This window comes from Acinetobacter sp. YH01025 (genome assembly GCF_013420185.1).
Classification (GTDB): Bacteria; Pseudomonadota; Gammaproteobacteria; order Pseudomonadales; family Moraxellaceae; genus Acinetobacter; species Acinetobacter indicus.
Genome location: NZ_VOYR01000001.1, coordinates 126373 through 150029 on the forward strand (window position 1 = coordinate 126373; position 23657 = coordinate 150029).

The 23657-nt window shown below is 46.0% G+C and carries 19 protein-coding genes and 3 tRNA genes; 14 read left to right on the forward strand and 8 right to left on the reverse strand.

Going from position 1 to position 23657, the window contains the following annotated elements:
- Positions 1-6: 6 nt before the first annotated feature.
- A complete protein-coding gene (gene yhbY, locus FTT89_RS00575; protein WP_005176314.1) occupies positions 7-330 on the reverse strand; it encodes a ribosome assembly RNA-binding protein YhbY in 324 nt (107 codons plus the stop codon).
- A gap of 196 nt (positions 331-526) precedes the next feature.
- Between yhbY and rlmE the strand changes: the two genes are divergently transcribed.
- The 5 genes from rlmE to FTT89_RS00600 all read left to right on the forward strand — a co-directional run bounded on the left by rlmE (position 527) and on the right by FTT89_RS00600 (position 5595).
- Positions 527-1177, forward strand: a complete 651-nt coding sequence (rlmE, locus tag FTT89_RS00580) for a 23S rRNA (uridine(2552)-2'-O)-methyltransferase RlmE (protein WP_005176316.1) — start codon at positions 527-529, stop codon at positions 1175-1177.
- Between the two features lie 134 nt (positions 1178-1311).
- Positions 1312-3201 carry an ATP-dependent zinc metalloprotease FtsH gene (gene ftsH, locus FTT89_RS00585; RefSeq protein WP_168398992.1) on the forward strand — a complete coding sequence of 630 codons (1890 nt, stop codon included), beginning with the start codon at positions 1312-1314 and terminating at the stop codon, positions 3199-3201.
- A gap of 259 nt (positions 3202-3460) precedes the next feature.
- Positions 3461-4114, forward strand: a complete 654-nt coding sequence (locus FTT89_RS00590) for a YitT family protein (protein ID WP_016659947.1) — start codon at positions 3461-3463, stop codon at positions 4112-4114.
- Positions 4115-4302: 188 nt separating this feature from the next.
- A complete protein-coding gene (gene folP / locus FTT89_RS00595; RefSeq protein ID WP_180006792.1) occupies positions 4303-5154 on the forward strand; it encodes a dihydropteroate synthase in 852 nt (283 codons plus the stop codon).
- A gap of 126 nt (positions 5155-5280) precedes the next feature.
- A complete protein-coding gene (locus tag FTT89_RS00600) occupies positions 5281-5595 on the forward strand; it encodes a DUF5713 family protein (RefSeq protein WP_016659949.1) in 315 nt (104 codons plus the stop codon).
- A 363-nt stretch (positions 5596-5958) separates the two neighbouring features.
- Here FTT89_RS00600 and FTT89_RS00605 read toward each other — a convergent pair.
- Positions 5959-6044: transfer RNA gene (locus FTT89_RS00605), tRNA-Leu, on the reverse strand.
- Positions 6045-6243: 199 nt separating this feature from the next.
- Here FTT89_RS00605 and FTT89_RS00610 point away from each other — a divergent pair.
- Positions 6244-8013 (forward strand): alkaline phosphatase, encoded by a 1770-nt coding sequence (locus FTT89_RS00610; RefSeq protein ID WP_180172639.1) that lies wholly within the window; start codon positions 6244-6246, stop codon positions 8011-8013.
- A 39-nt stretch (positions 8014-8052) separates the two neighbouring features.
- On the opposite strand, the gene FTT89_RS00615 is transcribed toward FTT89_RS00610, so the two are convergent.
- The 3 genes from FTT89_RS00615 to FTT89_RS00625 all read right to left on the reverse strand — a co-directional run bounded on the left by FTT89_RS00615 (position 8053) and on the right by FTT89_RS00625 (position 9049).
- Positions 8053-8784, reverse strand: coding sequence for a hypothetical protein (locus tag FTT89_RS00615; RefSeq protein WP_005176329.1), 732 nt, complete (start codon positions 8782-8784; stop codon positions 8053-8055).
- A gap of 91 nt (positions 8785-8875) precedes the next feature.
- Positions 8876-8961 (reverse strand) — tRNA-Leu (locus tag FTT89_RS00620).
- A 14-nt stretch (positions 8962-8975) separates the two neighbouring features.
- Positions 8976-9049, reverse strand: a tRNA-Cys gene (locus tag FTT89_RS00625).
- Between the two features lie 153 nt (positions 9050-9202).
- On the opposite strand from FTT89_RS00625, the gene folD reads away from it, so the two are divergent.
- Positions 9203-10051, forward strand: coding sequence for a bifunctional methylenetetrahydrofolate dehydrogenase/methenyltetrahydrofolate cyclohydrolase FolD (folD, locus tag FTT89_RS00630; protein ID WP_005176331.1), 849 nt, complete (start codon positions 9203-9205; stop codon positions 10049-10051).
- Between the two features lie 201 nt (positions 10052-10252).
- Entirely contained in the window at positions 10253-10921 is a 669-nt protein-coding gene (locus FTT89_RS00635; protein WP_034597408.1) for a methyltransferase, read from the forward strand.
- 30 nt (positions 10922-10951) lie between these two features.
- Here the strand turns inward: FTT89_RS00635 and FTT89_RS00640 are convergent, their stop codons facing one another.
- Both FTT89_RS00640 and FTT89_RS00645 read right to left on the reverse strand, forming a co-directional pair.
- The gene (locus tag FTT89_RS00640; RefSeq protein ID WP_005176335.1) at positions 10952-11386 is read right to left on the reverse strand and encodes a hypothetical protein; all 435 of its coding nucleotides are present in this window, start codon (positions 11384-11386) and stop codon (positions 10952-10954) included.
- Between the two features lie 175 nt (positions 11387-11561).
- The gene (locus FTT89_RS00645; RefSeq protein WP_104470892.1) at positions 11562-13391 is read right to left on the reverse strand and encodes a phosphoenolpyruvate carboxykinase (GTP); all 1830 of its coding nucleotides are present in this window, start codon (positions 13389-13391) and stop codon (positions 11562-11564) included.
- A 416-nt stretch (positions 13392-13807) separates the two neighbouring features.
- Between FTT89_RS00645 and FTT89_RS00650 the strand changes: the two genes are divergently transcribed.
- The 5 genes from FTT89_RS00650 to FTT89_RS00670 all read left to right on the forward strand — a co-directional run bounded on the left by FTT89_RS00650 (position 13808) and on the right by FTT89_RS00670 (position 19025).
- Positions 13808-14746: a diacylglycerol kinase family protein gene (locus tag FTT89_RS00650; protein ID WP_168389704.1), complete on the forward strand. Its 939-nt coding sequence runs from the start codon at positions 13808-13810 to the stop codon at positions 14744-14746.
- Entirely contained in the window at positions 14727-15485 is a 759-nt protein-coding gene (locus FTT89_RS00655; RefSeq protein ID WP_127798940.1) for a metallophosphoesterase, read from the forward strand. The genes FTT89_RS00650 and FTT89_RS00655 overlap by 20 nt, the downstream gene beginning before the upstream one ends.
- A 200-nt stretch (positions 15486-15685) precedes the next feature.
- The gene (gene groES / locus FTT89_RS00660; RefSeq protein WP_004810787.1) at positions 15686-15976 is read left to right on the forward strand and encodes a co-chaperone GroES; all 291 of its coding nucleotides are present in this window, start codon (positions 15686-15688) and stop codon (positions 15974-15976) included.
- A 57-nt stretch (positions 15977-16033) separates the two neighbouring features.
- Positions 16034-17668 (forward strand): chaperonin GroEL, encoded by a 1635-nt coding sequence (gene groL / locus FTT89_RS00665; RefSeq protein ID WP_127798938.1) that lies wholly within the window; start codon positions 16034-16036, stop codon positions 17666-17668.
- Positions 17669-17870: 202 nt separating this feature from the next.
- A complete protein-coding gene (locus tag FTT89_RS00670; protein WP_180006790.1) occupies positions 17871-19025 on the forward strand; it encodes a LuxR C-terminal-related transcriptional regulator in 1155 nt (384 codons plus the stop codon).
- Between the two features lie 62 nt (positions 19026-19087).
- Here FTT89_RS00670 and FTT89_RS00675 read toward each other — a convergent pair whose 3' ends face one another.
- Positions 19088-20227 carry a glycerophosphodiester phosphodiesterase gene (locus FTT89_RS00675; RefSeq protein WP_180036422.1) on the reverse strand — a complete coding sequence of 380 codons (1140 nt, stop codon included), beginning with the start codon at positions 20225-20227 and terminating at the stop codon, positions 19088-19090.
- Positions 20228-20516: 289 nt separating this feature from the next.
- Here FTT89_RS00675 and FTT89_RS00680 point away from each other — a divergent pair, with 289 nt between their 5' ends.
- On the forward strand, positions 20517-23609 hold the full coding sequence (locus FTT89_RS00680) for a multidrug efflux RND transporter permease subunit (protein WP_168370418.1): 3093 nt from the start codon (positions 20517-20519) through the stop codon (positions 23607-23609).
- Positions 23610-23657 lie beyond the last annotated feature (48 nt).

Consider the following 23657-nt stretch of genomic DNA (forward strand, 5'->3'; position numbering starts at 1 on the left):
GAAAAATTATTTTGCCAGATGCGCGTGACGAACCAGGTTCGATAATTTTGGATTTTGCGGTTTGGCTTTTTTATACAGCAGGGCAATTTTACCAATGGTCTGTACCACTTCTGCACCAGTCGCTTCTGCAATTGCCTCAATTACAGCTGCACGTGCTTCACGGTCTTCACCGCCAATTTTCACTTTAATCAGTTCGTGGTCGTTTAACGCACGCGTGGTTTCTTCAATGACATTTTCAGTAAGCCCTTGTCCGCCAATCATCACAACCGGATTGAGTGCATGACCGATTTGACGTAAACGCTTGCGTTCCTGAATAGATAAAGCCGCCATAAAAATAACCTGATTTTAAAAACGGCTTAGTATAGCAAATCCCAATTTGAAACGCTGTAAAATCTGCGCAAATAATCGATGCAAATAATAGAAAAAATCACACCCTCTACGTCCATTTAACTACACATCTGTACTGCAAGCGCGGCAATTTTCACGTACAATTATAAATTAGAAGGTTTTTAATATTTAGAGAGTTATGGCAACACGCATTACCAACCAGAAATTATCCAAAAGTAGTCGTGCGTGGATGAGAGAGCACCTGGATGACCCTTTCGTGAAAAAAGCCCAGAAGGAAGGTTATCGTGCGCGTGCTGCGTATAAACTGCTAGAGATTCAGGAAAAATATAAAATTATCAAACCCGGCATGACGGTGGTCGATCTGGGGGCTGCGCCCGGCAGCTGGTCGCAAATTGCCGGCAAACTGGTCGGTGACAAAGGGCTGGTGATTGCATCGGATATTTTGCCTATGGATGCCTTACCAGATGTGACCTTCCTGCAAGGTGACTTCCGTGAGGAAGAAGTTTTTGAAAAATTGTTAAATATTTTAAATGGCCGGACTGTAGACGTTGTAATTTCCGATATGGCCCCCAATACATCAGGTAATAGAGCAGTAGATCAGCCACGACAAATCTATTTATGTGAACTGGCTTTGGACTTTGCGCAAAAAGTGCTGGGGCCAAACGGACAGTTTGTTGTGAAGGTGTTCCAGGGTTCTGGCTTCGATGAATTTCGCAAACAGGTCGTCGACAGCTTCGATGTATTAAAGACTGCAAAACCGGCAGCTTCTCGTGCACGTTCGAAAGAAGTGTTTTTGATCGGACAGGGCCGGAAGAAGGCATTCAAATAAAGTTTACTTGCCAAGCCGTTAAAAATTGTGCATTTTGTACGTTTTTAAGAGTTTTGTAGGCTGATCTTCAGCTTTAACATTAAGGTCACCCTGTAAAGGGCATGATCAAATTAGATTGATATGGGAATAAAGCTTTGAGCGATCTCTTCAAGAATGCCGTATTGTGGCTAATTATACTTGGTGTACTGATTCTGATTTTCAGTAACATCAATGGCAGTGATAAGCCAACGTCAATGAACTATTCCGAGTTCGTTGCGGCGGTGGATGCTGGTCAAATTAAAAAAGTTACAATTGATGGCGAAAGAATTAGTGGTGAAAAAGCCAATGGCTCACCATTTGAAAGTATTCGTCCGGCGGTTCAAGATCCTGAACTCATGCCGAGCCTCATTGAAAACAACGTTGTTGTTGAAGGTACTGCACCTCAACGTCAAGGTTTGTTGATGCAGTTGCTGATTGCAAGTTTCCCTGTGCTCTTAATCATTTTGTTATTCATGTTCTTTATGCGCAACATGGGTGGCGGTGCAGGCGGTAAGAACGGTCCGATGAGCTTCGGTAAGTCAAAGGCAAAAATGCTGTCTGAAGACCAGATTAAAGTCACCTTTACTGATGTTGCGGGTTGTGATGAAGCAAAACAGGAAGTCGTGGAAATCGTTGACTTCCTGAAAGATCCGGCCAAATTCAAACGTCTGGGGGCAACTATTCCTAAGGGCGTCCTGATGGTGGGTCCTCCGGGTACGGGTAAAACCCTGCTTGCAAAAGCGATTGCAGGTGAAGCGAAAGTTCCATTCTTCAGTATTTCAGGTTCTGACTTCGTAGAAATGTTCGTGGGTGTCGGTGCATCTCGTGTCCGTGACATGTTCGAGCAGGCGAAACGCCACGCGCCATGTATTATCTTTATTGATGAGATTGATGCGGTCGGTCGTCACCGTGGTTCAGGTACTGGTGGTGGTCACGATGAGCGTGAGCAGACCTTAAACCAGATGCTGGTCGAAATGGACGGTTTTGAAGGCAACGAAGGTATTATCGTCATTGCCGCAACCAACCGTGCCGATGTACTGGATAAAGCTTTATTACGTCCAGGTCGTTTTGACCGTCAGGTGATGGTGGGCTTACCCGATATTAAAGGTCGTGAGCAAATCTTGAATGTTCACCTGAAAAAATTGCCTTCAACCACAGGTGTGGATGTAAAAGTCCTTGCACGTGGTACACCGGGCTTCTCGGGTGCACAGTTGGCCAACTTGGTGAACGAAGCAGCGCTATTTGCTGCACGTCGTAACAAGAACACGGTCGACATGCATGACTTTGAAGACGCCAAAGACAAGCTGTACATGGGTCCTGAACGTAAATCGATGGTGATTCGTGAAGAAGAACGTCGTGCGACGGCTTATCATGAAGCAGGCCATGCCATTGTGGCGGAAATGCTGCCGGGTACGGATCCTGTGCATAAAGTTACGATTATGCCGCGTGGTTGGGCGCTGGGTGTAACCTGGCAGTTGCCTGAGTTTGATCAGACCAGCCATTACAAAGACAAGATGCTGAAAGAAATTTCAATCCTGTTTGGTGGTCGTATTGCTGAAGAAATTTTCATTAATCAGCAATCTACCGGTGCATCGAACGACTTTGAGCGTGCAACCAAAATGGCACGTGCCATGGTGACCAAATACGGTATGTCGGACAAACTAGGCGTGATGGTTTATGAAGATGATTCACAGCAATCCTTCATGGGCAGCCTGGGTAGCCGGACCATTTCTGAAGCGACACAGCTGGAAGTGGACCGTGAAGTGCGCCGCATTCTGGATGAGCAATATAAAGTGGCCTGGGATATCTTGGAAAACAACAAAGAGATTGCCCATGCCATGGTAAAAGCGCTGATGGATTGGGAAACCATTGATCGTGAGCAGATTCGTGACATTATGGAAGGCCGTGAACCACAGCCACCAAAAGTATATGTTGCAGAAAATCCGGTGATTGATGTAACCCCAAGCAATGGTCCAAGCACACCACCACCATTGCCAGCCAACTAAGAATATTTTAAGAAAACCACCTTCGGGTGGTTTTTTTATGCATGAAATTTGCATGTATTTATGGGTACCTGACCCAATTGGTTAGATGAAAGGTCTATGCAAGCCATAAACCCGGACAGGAGAAAAGACAACAATTAAAGATTGTAGAAATTTTTATCCTTTGTCATATTAAAAACGCAATAAAAATACCACGTGCCACAAGCACACACATGCTATTCACCACAGACCACAAGTACAGGGTGAACAGGGGATTCTCAACATGAATAACCAATCTAATCCAAGCGCGTTAAAAGCTGCGCCTCTACCATCGATGCATCCGCTTAAACATAGTTATATGGATGACAGCCTAGCACTGTTCTCAGGAACGCTGTTTGTCGGAATTACCCTGATTCTGTATGAACAGGCAGGTCTGCTGACCGGGAGTACCGCAGGGATTGCTTTTGTGCTGCACTATGCAACTGGCTGGTCGTTTAGTTTGCTGTATTTTCTGATTAATCTGCCGTTTTACTGGTTTGCGTGGCGCAGACTGGGCAAAAGCTTCACGCTGAAAACCTTTATTTGTGTGGCCTTACTTTCTTTATTGACCTATATTGTGCCGCAATATCTGGACATTCATTATTTGCATCCACTTTTTGCCGCCATTGCCGGTGGCTTAATGCTGGGAACTGGTATTCTGTTTTTGGCCCGGCATCAATCGAGTTTGGGTGGCGCCACCATCTTGTCGCTGTATTTGCAAGACAAAGCTGGCATCAGTGCCGGTAAGGTACAAATGGCCATTGATTGTGTGGTCGTTGCATTGGCTTTTGGGGTGATGCCATATCAGCAGGTGTTGTGGTCTATCTTGGCAGCGGTGATTATGGGTATCTTTTTGGCCCTCAATCATCGGCCGGGGCGTTATCAGGGTCAGTCATAATCTCCTGTCTTTAATAGGGGATCTATCAGCTGTTTTGTCGGACGAAAAAAATGATCCCTTTTGTGAAATTAAGCCGACTGTCCAAGCTGTTGCAATATGCAAATAAGCCGCAGTTTGACATCTAAGGCTTTACTTTACTGAATTATCCATAAGACAATATTTGCCTTATTGTGAATGAGGAGAAAAACATGCAGCTGATGCCATTACCGCAGCGTCAATGGAGCTTTGGAGCTTTAACTTTGGATCTGTCTCAGCCGCATGTGATGGGAATCTTGAATGTAACCCCGGACTCGTTTAGTGACGGGGGGCAGCACAATGAAAAAGAGCAGGCGATTGCCCGTGCCAAACAGATGATTGCTGAAGGTGCCACCGTCATTGATGTGGGGGGTGAATCGACCCGTCCCGGCGCAGCGGTGGTGGAAATTGATGAAGAAATCCGCCGGGTGGTGCCTGTGGTCGAGGAGCTGGCCAAACTGGATGTGGTGATTTCAATTGATACTTCACAGCCGGAAGTGATTCGTGCGGCAGTAGCGGCCGGTGCACATATCTGGAATGATGTGCGGGCTTTAACCCGTCCTCAGGCGCTGGAAACCGCAGCTGAATTAAATATTCCGGTGATCATCATGCATATGCGCGGTGAGCCAACCACCATGAATAATCTGGATCAATATGAAGATGTCACTACAGATGTTATTCGTGAACTCTCGCAACGGGTTCAGGATGCACTGGATGCCGGGGTCAAGGCTGAAAACATTATGATTGATCCGGGCTTTGGTTTTGCCAAAAATGTCCAGCAAAATCTGCAATTGCTAAATGAGTTCCATAAACTGACTGACATGGGTTATCCAATTTTATCTGCCTTGTCGCGTAAACGTTTTATTGGCAGTGTGCTGGATGCCGCAGAGCCACAGCAACGTGCAGTTGGTTCAGCCACTGCGCATTTGCTGAGTATTCAGCAGGGTGCCTGTATGGTGCGCGCGCATGATGTGAAAGCTACCGCCGATGCCATTAAAATCTGGCAGGCGATGCAATTGGCTTAAGGGCTGCTCTATACCAGCCTGCTTTATATCATATAGGTATTCAAATCTCGCTCAGTTTGGCTTTTCAGGGGCTTTGTGCTATATAGCCTGTCTTGAATTTGACCTTTTGTAGTTTTGAGTGCCTGTATGTTTACAGATTTACTTCTCCCCATGTTTGACGATGACTATTATCCCGATATTCTGGTCGCTGAAATCAAACAGTCCATTGAACAGTTTGCGAAAAAAGTCGCCAAGCCGAATTTGTCCGAGGCGGATATTTATCACTTCGCCCATGAAACGGTAAGTGTCATCAACAAGATGAAACCACAATTTGAAGATCTGGACTCATCACTGGATGATACTGCGGCGGACTATATTGCCGAAGCGATGATGATGGTGCTGCAAGATGCCGGCTATTTCGAGCTGGAAATGGAAGAGCTGGTATCGAATCGAGAGTGGTAAGCCGCTCTCTTTTTTTATAATGGGGTGATCTGGGTTTGAGATGATTCTATCGCTCAATCTTACAGAGTGTACAGTAAATAGCAGCTCTGTTTCGGATATGCTTTAGTCCTCTCATCTACCTGCAAGACCTACTCAGCAGGTTGCTTTGCTGTACGGGCGTTTCTTGATCATATTAAATGCTTGATTCATCGGCGGCATAAATGCTTGAAAAACAGCTTGGCAAGGTGAGTAGGGTGACCTGATATTTCATCCTTCTTTTTATATTTCTTCTCTTTCTATTCAATCTGTTTTATTAAATTTCGGGCATAAAAAAACCAGCTTGACGCTGGGTAATTTATTGCACCATTTTAAGATCTATTAAAATGGTGCCCGAGGCCAGACTCGAACTGGCACGCTTTGAGGGCGGGGGATTTTAAATCCCCTGTGTCTACCGATTTCACCACTCGGGCATGTGCGCAATAATAGAGGAGGATGGAAAACTTGGCAAGTAAATTTGCTTACAATTGCTTTCTTTTCAAGCAAATCATTGTATTAGCCTAAACTCTCGGCAGGGAAGGAAACGACTGTCATCATTTTTTCATCAAAATGAGATCAAAGCTAAACCTCGGTTTTCTAAGGTAGATCAAATAAAAACAACAGGAAAACCGTATGACAACGCACATGAACCGTCGTGAACTGATTCAAAAAACCATTGCTGGTTTTGGGGCACTGTCTTTGCCACTCAGCTTAACTGCCTGTGGCGATGATGATCCAGAGCATCCATCTCCTGATGCGCCACAAATACAATTTTTACATGGTGTGGCCAGTGGTGACCCATTGGCAGACCGGGTGATTCTATGGACCCGTCTTAGCCCCGAAGATACGGCTATGCGTCTGGAAGTACAGTGGGAAATCGCGACCGATCAGGCGTTTCAGCACATTGTAAATACGGGCAAAGTGCTGACCACACAGGCGCAGGACTTTACCGTCAAAGTTGATGCAGACGGTTTAGAAGCCAATCAGACCTATTTCTACCGTTTCCGCTATGGCGCGCAAAGCTCACCGGTAGGCCAAACCAAAACCTTGCCGCTTGATACTGCTGCTGTAAAGTTTGCGGTCTGTTCCTGCTCCAACTATCCGGCCGGTTATTTCCATGTCTATAAGGAAATGGCCAAGGAAAATCTGGATGTGGTCATCCATCTGGGTGATTATATTTATGAATATGGCGCCGATGGTTATGCCACTGAAGATGCGGAAAAACTGGGACGTACCCTGGCCGCCGATAATAATCAGGAAATTATCCGTTTAGATGATTATCGCAAGCGTTATGCTCTGTATCGTGGAGATGCCGATTTGCAGGCAGTGCACCAGCGTCATCCGTTTATTGTAATCTGGGATGACCACGAGCTAACCAATGACACTTGGATGGAAGGGGCGGAGAATCATCAGGACAACGAAGGTGATTTCTTTGCACGCAAGTTGGCTGCATTGCAGGCCTATTTTGAGTGGATGCCAATTCGTCCGGTCTCTGAAAATGACCATCTGAATATTTACCGCCAGTTCAATTTCGGTCAGCTGGTGCAGTTGAATATGCTGGATACGCGGGTACTAGCACGTCACAAGCAGCTGGATTATGCCCATTATTTAACCGCGACCGGTCTGGATGCCGCCCGATTTAGCGCAGATTTAACTGACACTAACCGTACCTTGCTTGGACGTACTCAGTTTGCCTGGCTGGCCCAGCAGCTGACTCAATCTCAAGCCACCTGGAATGTGCTGGGGCAACAGGTGCTGATGGCGAAAATGCTGATTCCGGCGGAAATCTTGCAGGTGCTCGGGCAAATCAACAGTGGTCAGGCAACCGTAGAGACCTTGGCCAATGTCGAGCGGATGCTGGTAGAACTGGTCACATTGAAAAGCCGTTATTTACAGGGCGATCCCACTTTAACCGCACAGGAAAAGGCCCGTATTTTGACCGTGGTGCCGTATAATCTGGATGCTTGGGATGGCTATGCTTATGAGCGTGAAGCACTGTATAGCGTATTGGGTCAACTGGGTAAAAAAGTGGTGGTGCTGGCGGGCGATACTCATAATGCCTGGTCTGCACAGCTGTATGATGCCCAGCAGAACTTTGTCGGGGTGGAGCTGGCCACCAGTTCGGTGTCCTCTCCGGGGATGGAAAAATATCTGCAGATTCCGGCGGCCAAGCTATACGAATTTGAATTTGCCTTTAATACCCTGATTGATGAGCTGAGTTATTGCAACCTGAATCAGCGAGGTTATCTGACCGTCAGCTTTACGGCAGATGAGATGCTGGCCGAGTGGAAATTCGTGAACACGGTCAAAGCAGCAGATTATCAACTGGATGATGCGCGTTATCACCGTCTGCAATACACGCCGGCTCTGGTGGAAATTAAAGACCTGCCGGCCAGTGCTTAAACCCTGTTTCTATAAAAAACCGGGATTGTCCCGGTTTTTTTATTGGCTGATTTCGTTGAGATAACTGTCCAGATCAATAAATTTAATCTGCTGCGCAAACTTGTGTTCAACCTGCATGATTTGCTGATGCAGATTGGCATATTTCATCCGCTGTACCGCCAGGTCTGCATAGCGTGCTGAACTTTTGGGATAAAAGTACATTTTTAGGTGGGTATTACGAAGCTGACGATATGACCAGTACGCTGCACGGCGAATCTGCTGCAAACAGTATTGCTGTTCTGGTGTAGCCTCATGACGAAACAGGTTTTCTTTATAAAAACGTACAAAGCCAAAACTCAGGGCAAAAAAGAACAGTATCCCTTGCAATAGCACGCTTTGCCAGTAATAGACATTTAGCGCCTGCACTAAAATCACGATCGCCAGTTTGATTGGGGTATGGCGGAGCATGCGATATAAGGCCGCTGCACTGTGTTTGAGTTGATAAATCACATAGGGTGTCGTGAGCATCAACAGCAACATGAGCGCTAAAATTGCCATACTTTTGCTTTGTGCGGCATCAAACTGTGGCAAGTGCTGCTGAATCACATCTGCAAGGACCATCGACAGCGGAATAAAAATCAGCAGGGCCAGCACCCAGGGGAGGATTTCTTTCCACTCATCCAGCATGCCTTTGATTTTTATTGCGCCATACAGCAGAAAATTGCGTTTAAATGCAGCCGGATGGTGTTGTTGTAGCTGTTGTAGAAAAAGCAGGGGCTGTTGTGGGGTCATGGACAGGGTCAACGCAGAAGCTAAATTGCAGGCATAAAAAAACCAGCTTGACGCTGGATTCTTTACTGCACCATTTTAAGATCTGTTAAAATGGTGCCCGAGGCCAGACTCGAACTGGCACGCTTTGAGGGCGGGGGATTTTAAATCCCCTGTGTCTACCGATTTCACCACTCGGGCATTTTTACCAAGATTGGAGGCGGAGGTCGGAATCGAACCGGCGTCCACGGAGTTGCAGTCCGCTGCATGACCACTCTGCCACCCCGCCACGTCTTGGTGATGCACATATTAGCAAGCTCTGGAAAAAAAACAATACTATAAATCGCGCATATGCACATAAATTCGGCATATGAAAGAAAATTGCCTAAATTATCATGTATTATTTGCAAAATTGATTCCTATCAACATTTGGAGATGTGCCGTGGCATTAGTTTTGGATGGTCGTGCATTAGCAAAGCAAATTGAAGCTGACTTGTTAACACGCGTAGAAGCATTAAAGGCGAAAACAGGTCGTACCCCAATTCTGGCGACTATTTTGGTAGGTGACGACGGTGCATCTGCAACTTATGTACGTATGAAAGGGAATGCCTGCCGCCGTGTCGGTATGGACTCTTTAAAAATCGAGCTTCCACAGGAAACCACCACTGAGCAGTTATTGGCTGAAATTGAAAAGCTCAATGCCAATCCTGATGTACATGGTATTCTGTTACAGCATCCGGTACCGGCACAAATTGATGAGCGTGCCTGTTTCGATGCCATCTCGCTTGAAAAAGATGTCGATGGTGTAACCTGCTTGGGTTATGGTCGTATGGCGATGGGTGAAGCGGCCTATGGTTCTGCAACGCCAGCGGGCATTATGACTATTCTGAAAGAAAACAACATCGAAATCGCGGGTAAACATGCGGTGGTGGTTGGTCGTTCGGCTATTCTGGGTAAACCAATGTCGGCGATGCTGCTAGAAGCCAATGCAACCGTAACTACCTGCCACTCACGCACACAAAATCTGGCTGAATTCGTGAAGCAGGCAGATATTATTGTGGGCGCAGTTGGTAAAGCTGAATTGATTCAGAAAGACTGGATTAAGCCAGGTGCAGTGGTTGTTGATGCGGGCTTCCACCCACGTGAAGGCGGCGGTGTTGGTGATATCCAACTCGTTGGTATCGAAGACATCGCTTCTGCTTACACACCAGTGCCAGGTGGTGTTGGTCCGATGACGATTACAACCTTGATTCGTCAAACCGTAGAAGCGGCTGAGAAGGCTTTGGGTTAATAAATTGACCTCTCCCTGACCCTCTCTTGCGCTTCGATTTAAAAGCAGTGCTTTAAATCTTGCTCAGGAGAGGGAAAATTCATTGTAAAAATAATGGATACTCCTTCTCTTGCGCCGTATACGGCTCAGGGAGAAGGTTGGGATGAGGGTAAAACCTCTAACATCAGATTTTTGCTGAAATACATAAAGAATAAAAAACCAATGAGCTGCACCTTTCAATTTCCTAAAGCCCCTGAACATCTATTAAGTGCTTTGCATGATGTGATTCCACATTGTGAACTGCAGGCACAGCAATTGCCTGAAACACCGATTTCACTTTGGTTGATTCCGCCGGTTTTTCCCACCGATAAACTCGATGATGAAGTCATCCGCCGGATCTGGAATGATACGCCGTACTGGATTTTCTGCTGGGCCTCAGGATTGGCCATGGCGCAGTGGTTGCTGGCTGAACCACATCATGTGAAAAATAAAGTGGTGCTGGATTTTGGCGCAGGTTCAGGTGTGGTGGCGATTGCTGCCAAAATGGCAGGTGCCAAGCGGGTGATCTGCTGTGATATTGATCAGGTCAGTCTGGATGCCTGTCGGGCCAATGCCGAACTTAATGGCGTCGAGCTGGAATATCTGGATGATCTCTACAAAGCCGAGCAGGTTGATGTACTACTCGCAGCGGATGTGCTATACGATCAATGCAACCGTTTTTTCCTGGATGAGTTTTTAAAATTTGCCCCAGAAGTGTGGGTGGCGGACAGCCGGGTGAAAAACTTTAGCCATCCCAAATATGAAAAGCTGGATGAGCGTAGTGCCACCACTTGGCCCGATTTAGATGAGTCGCCCGAATTTCGTAATGTCAGTTTTTATAAGACGCTGTAAACAGCGTCTTTTTTATTGGCTTGCAGAAGCTTAAGAGCAGGTATAGCGCACCACAGTTAAAGTGCTTGGGCGGGCAGTGAGGGCATCACGTGTGGCCGGATTTTCACTGCTGTGCAGGCCAGGGGTATTCGACAGGCTAAAGGTGGCACGGGTATCGCCAATTTGACGTCCTGGAGCAGTAAGATTATTACCGGCCGCCGGGTTGGCAATTTCATTGACGCTGAGAATATTTAATTTAAAGACTTTATTGCTGGCCAGCACTTTCTGGCAGGCACGTTGTAGGCGCTGTTCATCTAATTGCTGATTGTTGCGTGTTGCAAGGGTGTAAGCCAAGGTGGCTGTGCTGTCAGTGCGGCTTTCGATCTGATAACCGACATTGCCATTAAATTCGCGTGGCCCACTCTGGCAGGCAGTGAGCAGGGTAACCGTACAGGCAAGTCCTAAAAGTTTATAAGTATTGTTCATCGCTATTATGGCTCATGATCTCTAATTTATACTTTCAAGTATGCCATAAAAGCCTGACCTGGGGACGACTGCTTTCCTCAATGATGTGTTGAAATTTATTGCCGGTAAAATGTAGCGTGTATAGGCAGGCAATAAAAAAGGCCGCTTTCGCGACCTCTTTCATGTTAATCAGCAATTAAGCAGATTTAACCGCTTCTAAAAGCTCAGCTTGACGTTTTTTCAATGCTTCTGGTAAACGATCACCCAGTTTATTGAATAACTCAGTGTGGCTTTCCAGTTCTTTGATCCATTGATCTTTGTCTTGTGCAGTCACGGTTTCAAATTGCTCTTTAGAGAAATCTAAACCAGTCCAGTTCAGCTGTTCGTAAGTTGGAACGCGGCCAATTGGAGTGTCTACAGCATCTGCACGACCTTCACAACGGTCAATGATCCACTCAAGTACACGCATGTTTTGACCGAAACCAGGCCATACGAAGTTGCCTTCAGCATCACGACGGAACCAGTTCACGTTGTAGATACCAGGCAGTTTGTTACCTGCAGCTTCAGCTTTCGCACCCACTTTCTCACCCATTTCTAACCAGTGAGAGAAGTAGTCCGCCATGTTGTAACCCGCGAATGGCAGCATTGCGAATGGGTCACGACGAACGATACCTTGTTGACCAACCGCAGCAGCAGTGGTTTCAGAACCCATGGTTGCCGCTTTATACACGCCATCAACCCAGTCAAATGCTTCTGAAATTAGAGGCACTGTGTCTGCACGGCGACCACCGAAGATGAATGCAGAGATTGGAACACCTGCTGGATTTTCCCAGTCAGCATCAATTGAAGGACATTGACCTGCAGATACGGTGAAACGCGCGTTTGGATGCGCTGCTTTTTCTTCACCAGTATGTGGTTGACCTTTCCAGTTGGTCAGGTTTGCAGGTGCTTCTTTAGAAAGACCTTCCCACCATACTTCGCCATTGTCAGTCACAGCAACGTTGGTATAGATCACGTCTTTGTGCAGCGTCGCCATACAGTTCGGGTTAGTTTTGGTGTTTGTACCAGGTGCTACACCGAAGAAACCAGCTTCAGGGTTGATTGCGTATAGACGACCATCTTCACCTGGTTTGATCCAGGCAATATCGTCACCTACAGTTTCAATCTTCCAGCCTTCATAACCAGCTGGTGGAATCAGCATCGCGAAGTTGGTTTTACCACATGCAGATGGGAATGCCGCTGCGATGTAGTGTTTTTCGCCTTGAGGATTGGTCACGCCAAGAATCAGCATGTGTTCAGCTAACCAGCCTTGTTGACGACCCATGAACGATGCAATACGTAACGCCAGGCATTTTTTACCTAACAATGCGTTACCGCCGTAACCTGAACCGTAAGACCAGATTTCACGTGTTTCTGGATAGTGCACGATGTATTTTTCTTTGTTGCAAGGCCATGCAACATCTTTTTCACCTTCGGCAAGCGGAGCGCCTACAGTGTGTACACATGGAACGAATTCGCCATCTGTACCTAATACGTCATAAACAGCTTTACCCATACGAGCCATTTTAGACATGCTGACTGCAACATAAGGAGAGTCAGTTAACTCGATCCCGATGTGTGCAATGTGTGAACCGAGTGGACCCATTGAGAATGGAACCACATACAGCGTACGACCTGCCATTGAACCGTCAAATAAACCGTTCAATTTTTCGCGCATTACTGCAGGCGCTTCCCAGTTGTTGGTCGCACCGGCATCTTCCTGGTTTTCAGAGCAGATGTAAGTACGGTCTTCAACACGAGCTACGTCAGAAGGATCAGAGTTTGCAAGATAAGAACCAGGGTGAGTTTCTTGGTTAAGCGCTTGCATTGTGCCGTTAGCGATCATCAAGTCGATATAACGTTGATATTCTTCTGCGCTACCGTCACACCATTCAATTTTTGCTGGTTTTGTTAATTTAGCAATCTCTTCCACCCAAGCAATAAGCTTAGGGTGACGAACGAATTCTGGTGCGTTCACTTGGGTCATGGTGAGGCCTATCTAAAATGTGTACAAACTGTTGTACAAAGTACAATCTGAGAGATGAAATGAACCGCTCAGATGAAATATGAAAAAAAAGTGGCTGTATTAAAGCACAAAATGACGAAAAAAATAAGACTAAAGGACTAAAGGAATTATTTTGGTAGTTAATGCAATCTAAATGATAAGTTTATAAAAAACAAAAAGATAATGTTTAAATAAGGGGGTGTCTTATTTATTTTTTATATTTATGTATATTATTTAATTTATTTATTTCTTTTTAAAACAATAATTTATATCTAAATTTTTTCTGAGAATCATTATTGATTAAATAAATGGTGGTAATTCGATTTTTACATAAAGGTGCTTTAAATTTCCACTTAATTGGCTGAAATTAGAACAAATGCTTTAAAGATGTGGACAAAATGTCTGAACAATTCAAGCCATTGTCTATTGTGTATAACAAAAAATCAGGCTTTCATGCGACCCATAAAACCGAGGTATATGAAGAGCTGATTCAGATTTTTTCCCAATACGGTTTTGAAATCCAGTCCTTTGATATCGAACAGTATTCTAGTTTTGATGAATTAATGGCGCAGGTATTTTTACGTCATCAGGACCCGGACAATTATGGCGTGGTGGTAGCTGCAGGAGGAGATGGCACCTTGAATGCCGTGGCCGCCAAACTGCTTCATACCGATATTCCCATGGGCATTTTACCTTTAGGTACCTTTAACTATGTGGCCCGCGTATTTGATATTCCGGTGGATATTATTCAGGCAGCGCATGTGATTGCAACCGGCCGGCCACGCAAGGCGCATATCGCGCGGATCAATGAACATATCTATTTAAACAATGCCAGCCTGGGGCTATATCCTTTATTTATCCAGAAACGGGAGCTGTATAACCGCTATCTGGGTCGCTTTCCTTTACATGCCTATACCTCCGGTCTGGATGTAATGATTCGCCATCGCAAGGAGCTGAAATTAAAAGTTGAAGTCGATGGCAAGCTGTTTCCGGTGAAAACTCCGCTGGTATTTTTTGGCAATAACCAGCTGCAATTGTCGGAGATGAATTTGCGTATTGCTGCAGCGGTGGCACAGGGCAAGGTGGCCGGCATTGTGGTGGCGAAAAGCGATAAGCTGACCCTGTTTAAAATTTTATGGCAGCTGGTGAAAGGGGAAATTGAACAAGCGCCCGATGTATATACTTTTGCTGCAGATCAGGTGGTGATTCATGCACAACTAAAAACCATGCAGGTGGCCATTGATGGTGAAATTGTCCGGATGCGACCACCGCTAATAGTCACAGTGGAAAAAAATGCCTTAAATATGATGGTGCCTTATGATTCTGCATCTGTCTGACTTGCATTTTGGCACCGAAAAGCCGGTCTGCATGGCAGCCATCCGGCAATTTTGCCTGGAGCATCAGGCTGAAGCGATAGTGGTCAGTGGTGATTTAACCCAGCGTGCGCGTTTTAAACAGTTTTATGACTGTAAGCAGTTTCTCGACAGCCTGGAGCGGCCGTATCTGGTGGTGCCGGGCAATCATGATATTCCGCTATTCGATTTATGGACCCGTTTTGTCAATCCATTTGCGCGTTATCAGCTGTTTTTTGGCAAGATGGAAACTGTGCTGGAAACCGAGCATTTTTTTCTGATTGGTTTAAACAGTATCCGGCGGCGTTACCATACCCGCGGGCATATTTCGCTGGCGCAAATCCAGCTGGTCGATCAGATTCTGGCCGCGGCGCCGGCGCATAAAATCAAGCTGATTGCTGCGCATCAACCGTTTTATACCCCGCCGGATGATCCGCATGGGGTAAAAGACTGTCCAATGCTTGGCAAAATGGCGCTGGAAAGCTGGAGTCAGCATGGCCTGTTCGGGCTGTTGCATGGTCATCTGCATCAGTCCGCAGTCTATGATTTAAACCAGATTTATCATTTGCAGGCCAGTCATCCGGTGCTGGATATTCATGCCGGCACGGCGCTGTCTTATCGTCTGCATCATCGTTTTAATAACAGCTTTAATGTGATTCATGACAGCGGTGAAATTCAGGCCTATTTTTTTAATGAACGCACACAAAAATTTGAACCGTATTAGAAATATGGGGAATAAAGCGACAGTGGTCTGATGGCTGGCGAAAAAAAAGACAAAAAACAGATTTTTTTTCATTTTTCCCCTTGAAGCGTTTTTTTCCATCCCCACAAAAGTGACATCTAAAATTCATTTTGATGATGACCAAAGGAATAAATAAGTCGTCATCAGTTATCTAACGAAGACTTAGTCTGATGGAGTTATTTATGAGCAACATTCGTCCATTACATGACCGTGTAGTAATTCGTCGTGTCGAAGAAGAAACAAAAACTGCTGGCGGCATTTTATTGCCAGGTTCTGCTGCTGAAAAACCTGCTCAGGGTGAAATCATTGCAGTTGGTAATGGTCAAATCACAGACAATGGCGTACGTGCATTAGATGTGAAAGTTGGCGATAAAGTATTGTTTGGTACCTATGCCGGCACCACTGTAAAAGTAGACGGTGAAGAACTGCTTATTATGAAAGAGTCTGACATTTTAGCTGTTTTAGAAGGCTAATTTCTCACTAACTCAATGGTTATCAGATTTAGTTAAGATTTAAAATTGGAGTAAATCATGTCAGCTAAAGACGTAAAATTTGGTGATTCAGCTCGTAGCAAAATGATTGCGGGTGTCAACATTCTTGCAGATGCAGTGAAAGTAACTTTAGGTCCTAAAGGCCGTAACGTGGTGATCGACCGTTCTTTCGGCGCACCGCACATCACTAAAGATGGTGTTTCTGTTGCGAAAGAAATCACGTTAAAAGACAAGTTCGAGAACATGGGTGCGCAACTGGTTCGTGAAGTGTCTTCTAAAACCAATGACATTGCAGGTGACGGTACCACAACTGCAACTGTATTGGCGCAAGCCATCCTGAACGAAGGCATCAAGTCAGTGACTGCGGGTATGAACCCAATGGACTTGAAACGCGGTATCGACATCGCGGTGAAAACTTTAGTGGCTGAAATCAAATCAACTGCACAACCTGCATCTGATTCGAAAGCAATTGAACAAGTCGGTTCGATCTCTGCAAACTCTGACACCACTGTAGGTGCTTTAATTGCACAAGCAATGGAAAAAGTGGGCAAAGAAGGCGTAATCACTGTTGAAGAAGGTTCAGGCTTTGAAGATGCGCTTGACGTTGTAGAGGGTATGCAGTTTGACCGTGGTTATATCTCTCCATACTTCGCCAACAAACAAGATACATTGACTGCTGAACTTGAAAACCCGTTCATCCTGCTGGTAGACAAGAAAGTCAGCAACATCCGTGAACTGATTACGGTTCTTGAAGCAGTTGCAAAAACCGGTAAGCCACTATTAATTATCGCTGAAGATGTTGAAGGTGAAGCGCTTGCAACGCTTGTTGTGAACAACATGCGCGGCATCATCAAAGTATGTGCGGTGAAAGCACCTGGCTTCGGTGACCGTCGTAAAGCAATGCTGCAAGACATCGCGATTTTAACTGGTGGTACTGTGATTTCTGAAGAAATCGGTATGCAGTTAGACCAAACAACGCTTGAACACTTAGGTACTGCACACAAAGTAACTGTATCTAAAGAAAATACCGTGATTGTGGATGGTGCGGGTAACGCAGGCCAAATCGCTGAGCGTGTTCAACAAATCCGTGCGCAAATCGAAGAATCGACTTCTGAGTACGACAAAGAAAAACTTCAAGAACGCGTTGCTAAATTGGCAGGCGGTGTAGCAGTGATCAAGATCGGTGCTGCAACTGAAGTTGAAATGAAAGAGAAAAAAGACCGCGTAGACGACGCACTTCACGCAACTCGTGCTGCAGTTGAAGAAGGTGTGGTTGCTGGTGGTGGTGTTGCACTGGTACGTGCTGCCAAAGCACTTGACGGTGTAACAGGTGCCAACGATGACCAAAACGTAGGGATCAACATCCTGCGCCGTGCAATCGAAGCGCCGCTTCGTCAAATCGTGGCAAACGCAGGTGATGAACCATCTGTTGTGATCAACGCTGTGAAAAATGGTGAAGGTAACTTCGGTTATAACGCTGCAACTGGTGAATACGGCGACATGCTTGAAATGGGTATTCTTGACCCAGCGAAAGTAACCCGTTCTGCACTTGAGCATGCTGCATCTGTTGCGGGCTTAATGCTCACAACTGAGTGCATGATCACTGAAATCCCGGAAGAAAAACCAGCAATGCCTGACATGGGCGGCATGGGTGGTATGGGCGGCATGATGTAATACATCTGCTGGTCATTCGATCATAAAAATCCCCGCAATTGCGGGGATTTTTTTATATGCAGGTCAATAAAAAACACAATGGAGTAAAACTAAACTTAATGCATAAAAAAGTAAGAAATAGATAAATGGTTCAAAAATAATTAAATGTATGATGAGCTTTTGTATTAAATTGGTAGGGCTTAATGATTAAGCTGGGGGAGAGATGAAAGAACAAGAACACCAGATCATTGGGTTAATTTATGATGCCGCGATGGATACGCGTTTATGGCCGCAAGTAATTGAAGCCATTGTGCACTACACCAACAGTAAAACCGCGATTTTTACCGCTTTGGACCAGTTAAGTCCAAGTTATGACTTTGTGCATACTTATAATATTCCGCAAGCCTGTATTGATGCCTATCAGGATGAACGGATTAAAGTCATTGATATGAAACTGCATGCGCCGTTATGGCAGCAAACCGGGGTGGGGGATACCATTGAGCAAAACTTGCAGTCGTATGGCCAGATGCCGGGCACAGATGAATATATCTTTTATGAGCGCTGTCTGGAACCAACCGGGATTTGTCATATCGCAGCTGTTTTACTCGATCAGGGGCAACATCGTTGGGCGGTCTTGGGTATTCACCGGGTGCCCGATGCTCAGCCTTATAGTCCGGAAGAGCATGAATTTCTTAAGCGGATCGGTAAGCATTTACGCCGGGCACTACAAATTCATCGGCAGCTTTGTCAGGCCAAGCAGCAGAAACTGGCTTTAGGCCATATTTTAGATCACTTAAAAACGGGCGTGCTGCTACTCGATCAGCAGTCCTGTTTAATCTATTCTAATAAAAAGGCTCAAGCAATTCTTAATCGCTCCAGCCTGATTGAGCTGGACTGTTATAATCATTTAAAAGTGGGCCGCGGCTTTCAGGCCAAACTCGATCAGCTCATTGAGGGGGCAGGTTCGAATTTAAGTCAATGGAACAAAGAGCCGGGTGGGGTTATGGCCTTGTCTGCTCCAGATCAGACGACATTAATGCTCACCATTATTCCTTTTAATTTAAGCCAGCTAAAGAATACTGAAGGACTACCAGAACAGGCCTATGTCGCGGTTTTTGTGACTGAAACCGAGCAAAAATATTATTTAGCTGCAGATTTTTTAAAACAGCAATATCACTTGTCAAACCGGGAAATTGAGTTATGCGAGTTATTTATTAATGAGCATGATTTAGAAAAGATCGCTGAATATTGTCAGCTCAGTTTAAGTACCGTTCGAACCTATTTTAAAAATATTTATGCAAAAACCCAGTGTAATTCACAGGCCGAGTTAATTCATTTACTGATGGGCATTACCGTAAATTTTGAGCATATCGTATAGGCTGTTTTGTTTGAGAGTAGAAAAAAGACGCATGCCGCGTCTTTTTTAATATATGAGAATTTTTACTGTTTTAAAAACAGGTCTGCAGCCTGACGTCCTAGTCCAGGATCATCTGTAAAGACACCATCAACACCGGCTTTAAAGAAGATTTCAAACTCGGCCAACGCCCCTGTTTCACACTTCTCAGCAGGATTTGGACTACAATCGAGGCGATCAGGTAAAAAATCATTTTCTGGGCGCAAGGTATAAGGATGTACTTTCAGGCCCTGTGCATGTGCCAGACTCACAAAATTGGTGATTACTCCCTGATTACTGACGATATAGGTTTTACTTGGTCCCACACCATCAGCATATTGCGCAACCGTTTTAAGTCCTTCTGCACTGGCCAATTGACCATAAGTAGTCCCCAGACCTGCTTTTAGTGCATCAGCAGGCTGAGAACTCTGTCCGCTGTAGAGCTGAATGATTTTTGCATGTTGCAAGGTGTTTAAACGATCTAGCTGACTGCGTAGATATTGCAGATTTTTAACTTCAAAAGATTGTAGATAGACTGGGGCAATACTTCGCGAATATTCATATTTCGCCAAGCTACTCAATAAACGGTCTTCCATGGCCAGATTTAAATCCTGGAAATAGGTTGGGTGTTTAGTCTCAATATACAGCCCAATAATTTTTCCTGTTTTTTGATAGTGCTGATCAGCCAGTTCAATAATTTCTTCTATCGTCGGCACTAAAAACTGATCATTATATTGAGTGTTTTGTGGCCGAATATCTGGAATACGTTCGCGGGCTTTCAGCTGCTTCAGTTCACTTAAGGTGAAGTCTTCGGTAAACCAGCCTGTTAAGCTGACTCCATCAATGATTTTGGTGGTTTTACGATCTGCAAATTGTGGCAGTTCACTGACATTGGTCGTACCGCCAATTTCATTTTCATGACGAGCAACCAAATAACCATCTTTGGTTGGAACCAGATCAGGCTCAATAAAATCTGCACCATCCTCAATGGCTTTTTGATAAGCCTCCAAGGTATGTTCAGGACGCAAGGCGCTAGCGCCTCGATGTCCGACAATAATAATTTCAGGTTCAACATAGGCCGGTGGTGTCGGCGTTGGAGTGGGATTATGCGTTTGATTATCACGATCATCACTATTACAAGCAGTTAAAGTGAGAATGCTGGTCAGTATCAGTGTTTTTCTTAGCATGCGGTCCTCTGATGATGCTGCTATTTTATTTGACGCATGCGTAGTGTTGAAGGAAAAACTTGCATTCTCATGACAGGTTGCAAAATAGCGACAATGTAAATGATGCTAGAGCGAGATAAATCTTTTATCTCCACATTTTCTCCTTATTTTTCGTTCAACACATCTTTATGTAATATTTTCTTGTATTTTTGGCTTTAGTCACTGAATATCAATATAAATTTGCTAGGGTAAAGCGCCTTCAGAAGTGCTCAACCAAATCTTGGCTCAACCCCATCATGTGACCAAATCTATGCTGTCAAAATTTTTTATTGAACGTCCTATTTTTGCTGGAGTCCTGGCCATTATTGTCATGGCGTTTGGTATTTTTTCCACTTTAGGTTTACCGGTCGAGCGTTATCCGGATATTGCCCCGCCTCGCATTACCGTGAGTGCCACTTATACTGGAGCTTCGGCAGAAACAGTGGAGGAGAGCGTGACCCAGGTGCTGGAGCAGCAGATTCGAGGGCTGGATCATCTGCTGTATTTTAGCTCGAGCAGTGATTCTTCGGGGCGCAGCCGTATCAGTATCAGTTTTGAAAATGGCACAGACCCAGATACCGCACAGGTGCAGGTGCAAAATGCGATTAACAGCGCCATTAACCGTTTGCCTGAAGATGTACAGCGCCAAGGCGTGAATGTGTTCAAATCTCTGGGTGATACCCATATGGTCATCGGTTTGTATGACAGCGCTGGTCACAGTTCCAATATTGAACTGTCCGATTATATGATGACCCATCTGGAACAGGATCTGGCGCGTATTGAAGGCGTGGGTGAGGTGGATGTCTTCGGTTCGCAATATGCCATGCGAATCTGGTTGAATCCTTTAAAACTGAAACAGTATGCCTTGATGCCAAGCGATATTCGGGCCGCTGTTGAAGCCCAGAATACCCAGGTGGCAGCCGGCAGTATTGGCGATTTACCCACCGCAACCGATCAGTATTTAAATGCCAAAGTCACCTCCGGTTCACGTTTAAAAACTGTCGAAGAATTTGAAAATGTAATTTTAAAGTCGGCCCAGGACGGCAGTTTTGTTTATTTAAAAGATGTGGCGCGGGTCGAGCTGGGGGCAGAAAATTATCAGTCCTTTAATACGATTAACGGCTATCCTTCAGCTGCGCTGGGCATCTCCCTGGCCTCTGGCGCCAATGCACTGGCGACCTCGGCTTTAATCCAGCAGGAAATTGATCATCTCTCCAAACAGTTGCCCGAAGGCTACAAGATAGTCTATCCACGCGATAATACGCCGTTTGTGAAGGAGTCGATGAAAGAGGTGGTAAAAACCCTCATTGAAGCGATTATTCTGGTGGTGATTGTGATGTTCCTGTTTTTACAGAACTGGCGCGCCACCTTAATTCCGACCATCACCGTACCGGTGGTGATTTTAGGTACCCTGACGGTGCTGTATGTGCTGGGCATGACCATTAATACCTTAACCCTGTTTGCGCTGGTACTGGCGATTGGCCTGCTGGTCGATGATGCAATTGTGGTCGTAGAAAACGTTGAACGTTTGATGCATGAGCAGCAGCTTTCGGCCAAACAAGCGGCAATCCAGTCGATGCAGGAAATTAGCGGGGCACTGGTCGGGATTACCTTGGTGCTGACCGCGGTGTTTATTCCGATGGCATTTTTTGGTGGCTCGACCGGGGTCATCTACCGTCAGTTCTCCATCACCCTGGTGGCCGCGATGTCCTTATCTTTGCTGGTGGCACTGATTTTAACCCCGGCCTTATGTGCCTTAATTTTAAAGCCAAAGCAGAAAACCGCCCGATGGGCCGCCTGGTTTAATCAGAAACTGGAAAATCTGAAACAGCATTATCTGCGTTCTTCAAGCTGGACCCTGCAACATCGCACCATCTGTCTGGTGATTTTTGTGGCTTTAATCGGGGTATTTGCCTTGTTCTATCGAGCCTTGCCGACCAGCTTTATTCCAAGTGAAGATCAGGGCATGCTCACGGTGCAATTTAAGTTGCAAGAAGGCGCGCCCCTGTCAAAAAGCCGTGAAGTTGGTGAAACGATTCGTGCCTATTTTATTGAACAGGAACAGGCCAATGTTGATCTAGTGATGATTCGCTATGGCCGTAACTTCTCCGGCACTGGCCAGAACTTGGGGCAGGGCTTTATTGCGCTGAAACACTGGGATGATCGTCCGGGCAGTGACAATGCTGCGCAGGCAATTCGTGAGCGGGCCATGCAGCATTTCCAGCGTCATCCAGATGCGCAGATTATGATTGGGATGCCGGCCTCGGTGCGCGGTTTAGGCCAGACCGATGGCCTGCAGTTTTGGCTGCGAGATTTAAATGGGCAGGGCCGTGATTATCTGGAGCAGCAATTCCAGAGCCTGCGCAGTCAGGCCGACCGTTATTCCAGCTTTGCCAATCTGGATAAAAAATCCAATCCGGAAAAAGCCGAGCTGAATGTCAATATTCATCAGAAACAGGCCATGGCCAATGGCCTGAGCCAAGGCGCGATTAACAGCACCTTGTCGGCGGCATGGGGCGGCAGTTATATCAATGACTTTATTGATCGTGGCCGGATTAAACGGGTGATTATGCAGGGTGATGCCGAGTTCCGTGCCACCCCGGAAGATTTGCAGGCCTGGTCGGTCCGTAATGCCAACGGGCAGATGGTGCCGTTTGGTAATTTCTCTACCCTGAGCTGGGGCGGCGGACCAGAAGTGGTGAACCGGTTTATGGGCTATACCGCACTGGAAATGGAAGCCGATACCGCAGCCGGTGCCAGCTCTGGTCAGGCCATGCAGGATATTCAGCAGCTGGTTGACCAGCAGGACGGTGTCGATCTGGCCTGGAGCGGCTTGTCCTTTGAAGAAAAGCAGTCCAGCAATCAGGCTTTATTGCTGTATCTGGTATCAATTGGTTTTATCTTCCTGTGTCTGGCAGCGCTGTATGAAAGCTGGACCATTCCAACTGCGGTGATGAGCGCGATTCCACTGGGTATTGGTGGTAATATCCTGTTCAGCTACCTGGCCGGGTTCCCGAATGATATCTATTTCCAGATTGCACTGCTGACCACCATCGGCCTGTCCTGTAAAAATGCGATTCTGATTGTCGAGTTTGCTTCGATGGCGCAGCAGCAGGGGCGCAGCGCCGTGGAAGCCGCACTGGAAGGAGCGAGTCTGCGTTTACGTCCTATTCTGATGACCTCGCTGGCCTTTGGGGCCGGGGTCATTCCGCTGGTATTTGCCTTTGGTGCCGGTGCGGTCAGCCGTCAGGAAATTGGCGTGAGTGTGCTGGGTGGGGTGATTTTCGGTACGGTTCTGGTGCTGATCTTTATTCCCTTTATGTATGTACTGGTGCGTTCGATCTTTAAACTGAAACAGGCCTGATCCGCCGGGTTTATACAGAGAAAAATGCTGCTGCTTCAGGGACACTGC

Excerpts from the sequence above, each read along its gene's own strand:
- yhbY (WP_005176314.1), bottom strand. The coding sequence starts at position 330 with ATGGCGGCTTTATCTATTCAGGAACGCAAGCGTTTACGTCAAATCGGT.
- rlmE (WP_005176316.1), top strand. The coding sequence starts at position 527 with ATGGCAACACGCATTACCAACCAGAAATTATCCAAAAGTAGTCGTGCG.
- FTT89_RS00590 (WP_016659947.1), top strand. The coding sequence starts at position 3,461 with ATGAATAACCAATCTAATCCAAGCGCGTTAAAAGCTGCGCCTCTACCA.
- folP (WP_180006792.1), top strand. The coding sequence starts at position 4,303 with ATGCAGCTGATGCCATTACCGCAGCGTCAATGGAGCTTTGGAGCTTTA.
- FTT89_RS00600 (WP_016659949.1), top strand. The coding sequence starts at position 5,281 with ATGTTTACAGATTTACTTCTCCCCATGTTTGACGATGACTATTATCCC.
- FTT89_RS00610 (WP_180172639.1), top strand. The coding sequence starts at position 6,244 with ATGACAACGCACATGAACCGTCGTGAACTGATTCAAAAAACCATTGCT.
- FTT89_RS00615 (WP_005176329.1), bottom strand. The coding sequence starts at position 8,784 with ATGACCCCACAACAGCCCCTGCTTTTTCTACAACAGCTACAACAACAC.
- FTT89_RS00635 (WP_034597408.1), top strand. The coding sequence starts at position 10,253 with ATGAGCTGCACCTTTCAATTTCCTAAAGCCCCTGAACATCTATTAAGT.
- FTT89_RS00640 (WP_005176335.1), bottom strand. The coding sequence starts at position 11,386 with ATGAACAATACTTATAAACTTTTAGGACTTGCCTGTACGGTTACCCTG.
- FTT89_RS00645 (WP_104470892.1), bottom strand. The coding sequence starts at position 13,391 with ATGACCCAAGTGAACGCACCAGAATTCGTTCGTCACCCTAAGCTTATT.
- FTT89_RS00650 (WP_168389704.1), top strand. The coding sequence starts at position 13,808 with ATGTCTGAACAATTCAAGCCATTGTCTATTGTGTATAACAAAAAATCA.
- FTT89_RS00655 (WP_127798940.1), top strand. The coding sequence starts at position 14,727 with ATGATTCTGCATCTGTCTGACTTGCATTTTGGCACCGAAAAGCCGGTC.
- groES (WP_004810787.1), top strand. The coding sequence starts at position 15,686 with ATGAGCAACATTCGTCCATTACATGACCGTGTAGTAATTCGTCGTGTC.
- groL (WP_127798938.1), top strand. The coding sequence starts at position 16,034 with ATGTCAGCTAAAGACGTAAAATTTGGTGATTCAGCTCGTAGCAAAATG.
- FTT89_RS00670 (WP_180006790.1), top strand. The coding sequence starts at position 17,871 with ATGAAAGAACAAGAACACCAGATCATTGGGTTAATTTATGATGCCGCG.
- FTT89_RS00675 (WP_180036422.1), bottom strand. The coding sequence starts at position 20,227 with ATGCTAAGAAAAACACTGATACTGACCAGCATTCTCACTTTAACTGCT.
- FTT89_RS00680 (WP_168370418.1), top strand. The coding sequence starts at position 20,517 with ATGCTGTCAAAATTTTTTATTGAACGTCCTATTTTTGCTGGAGTCCTG.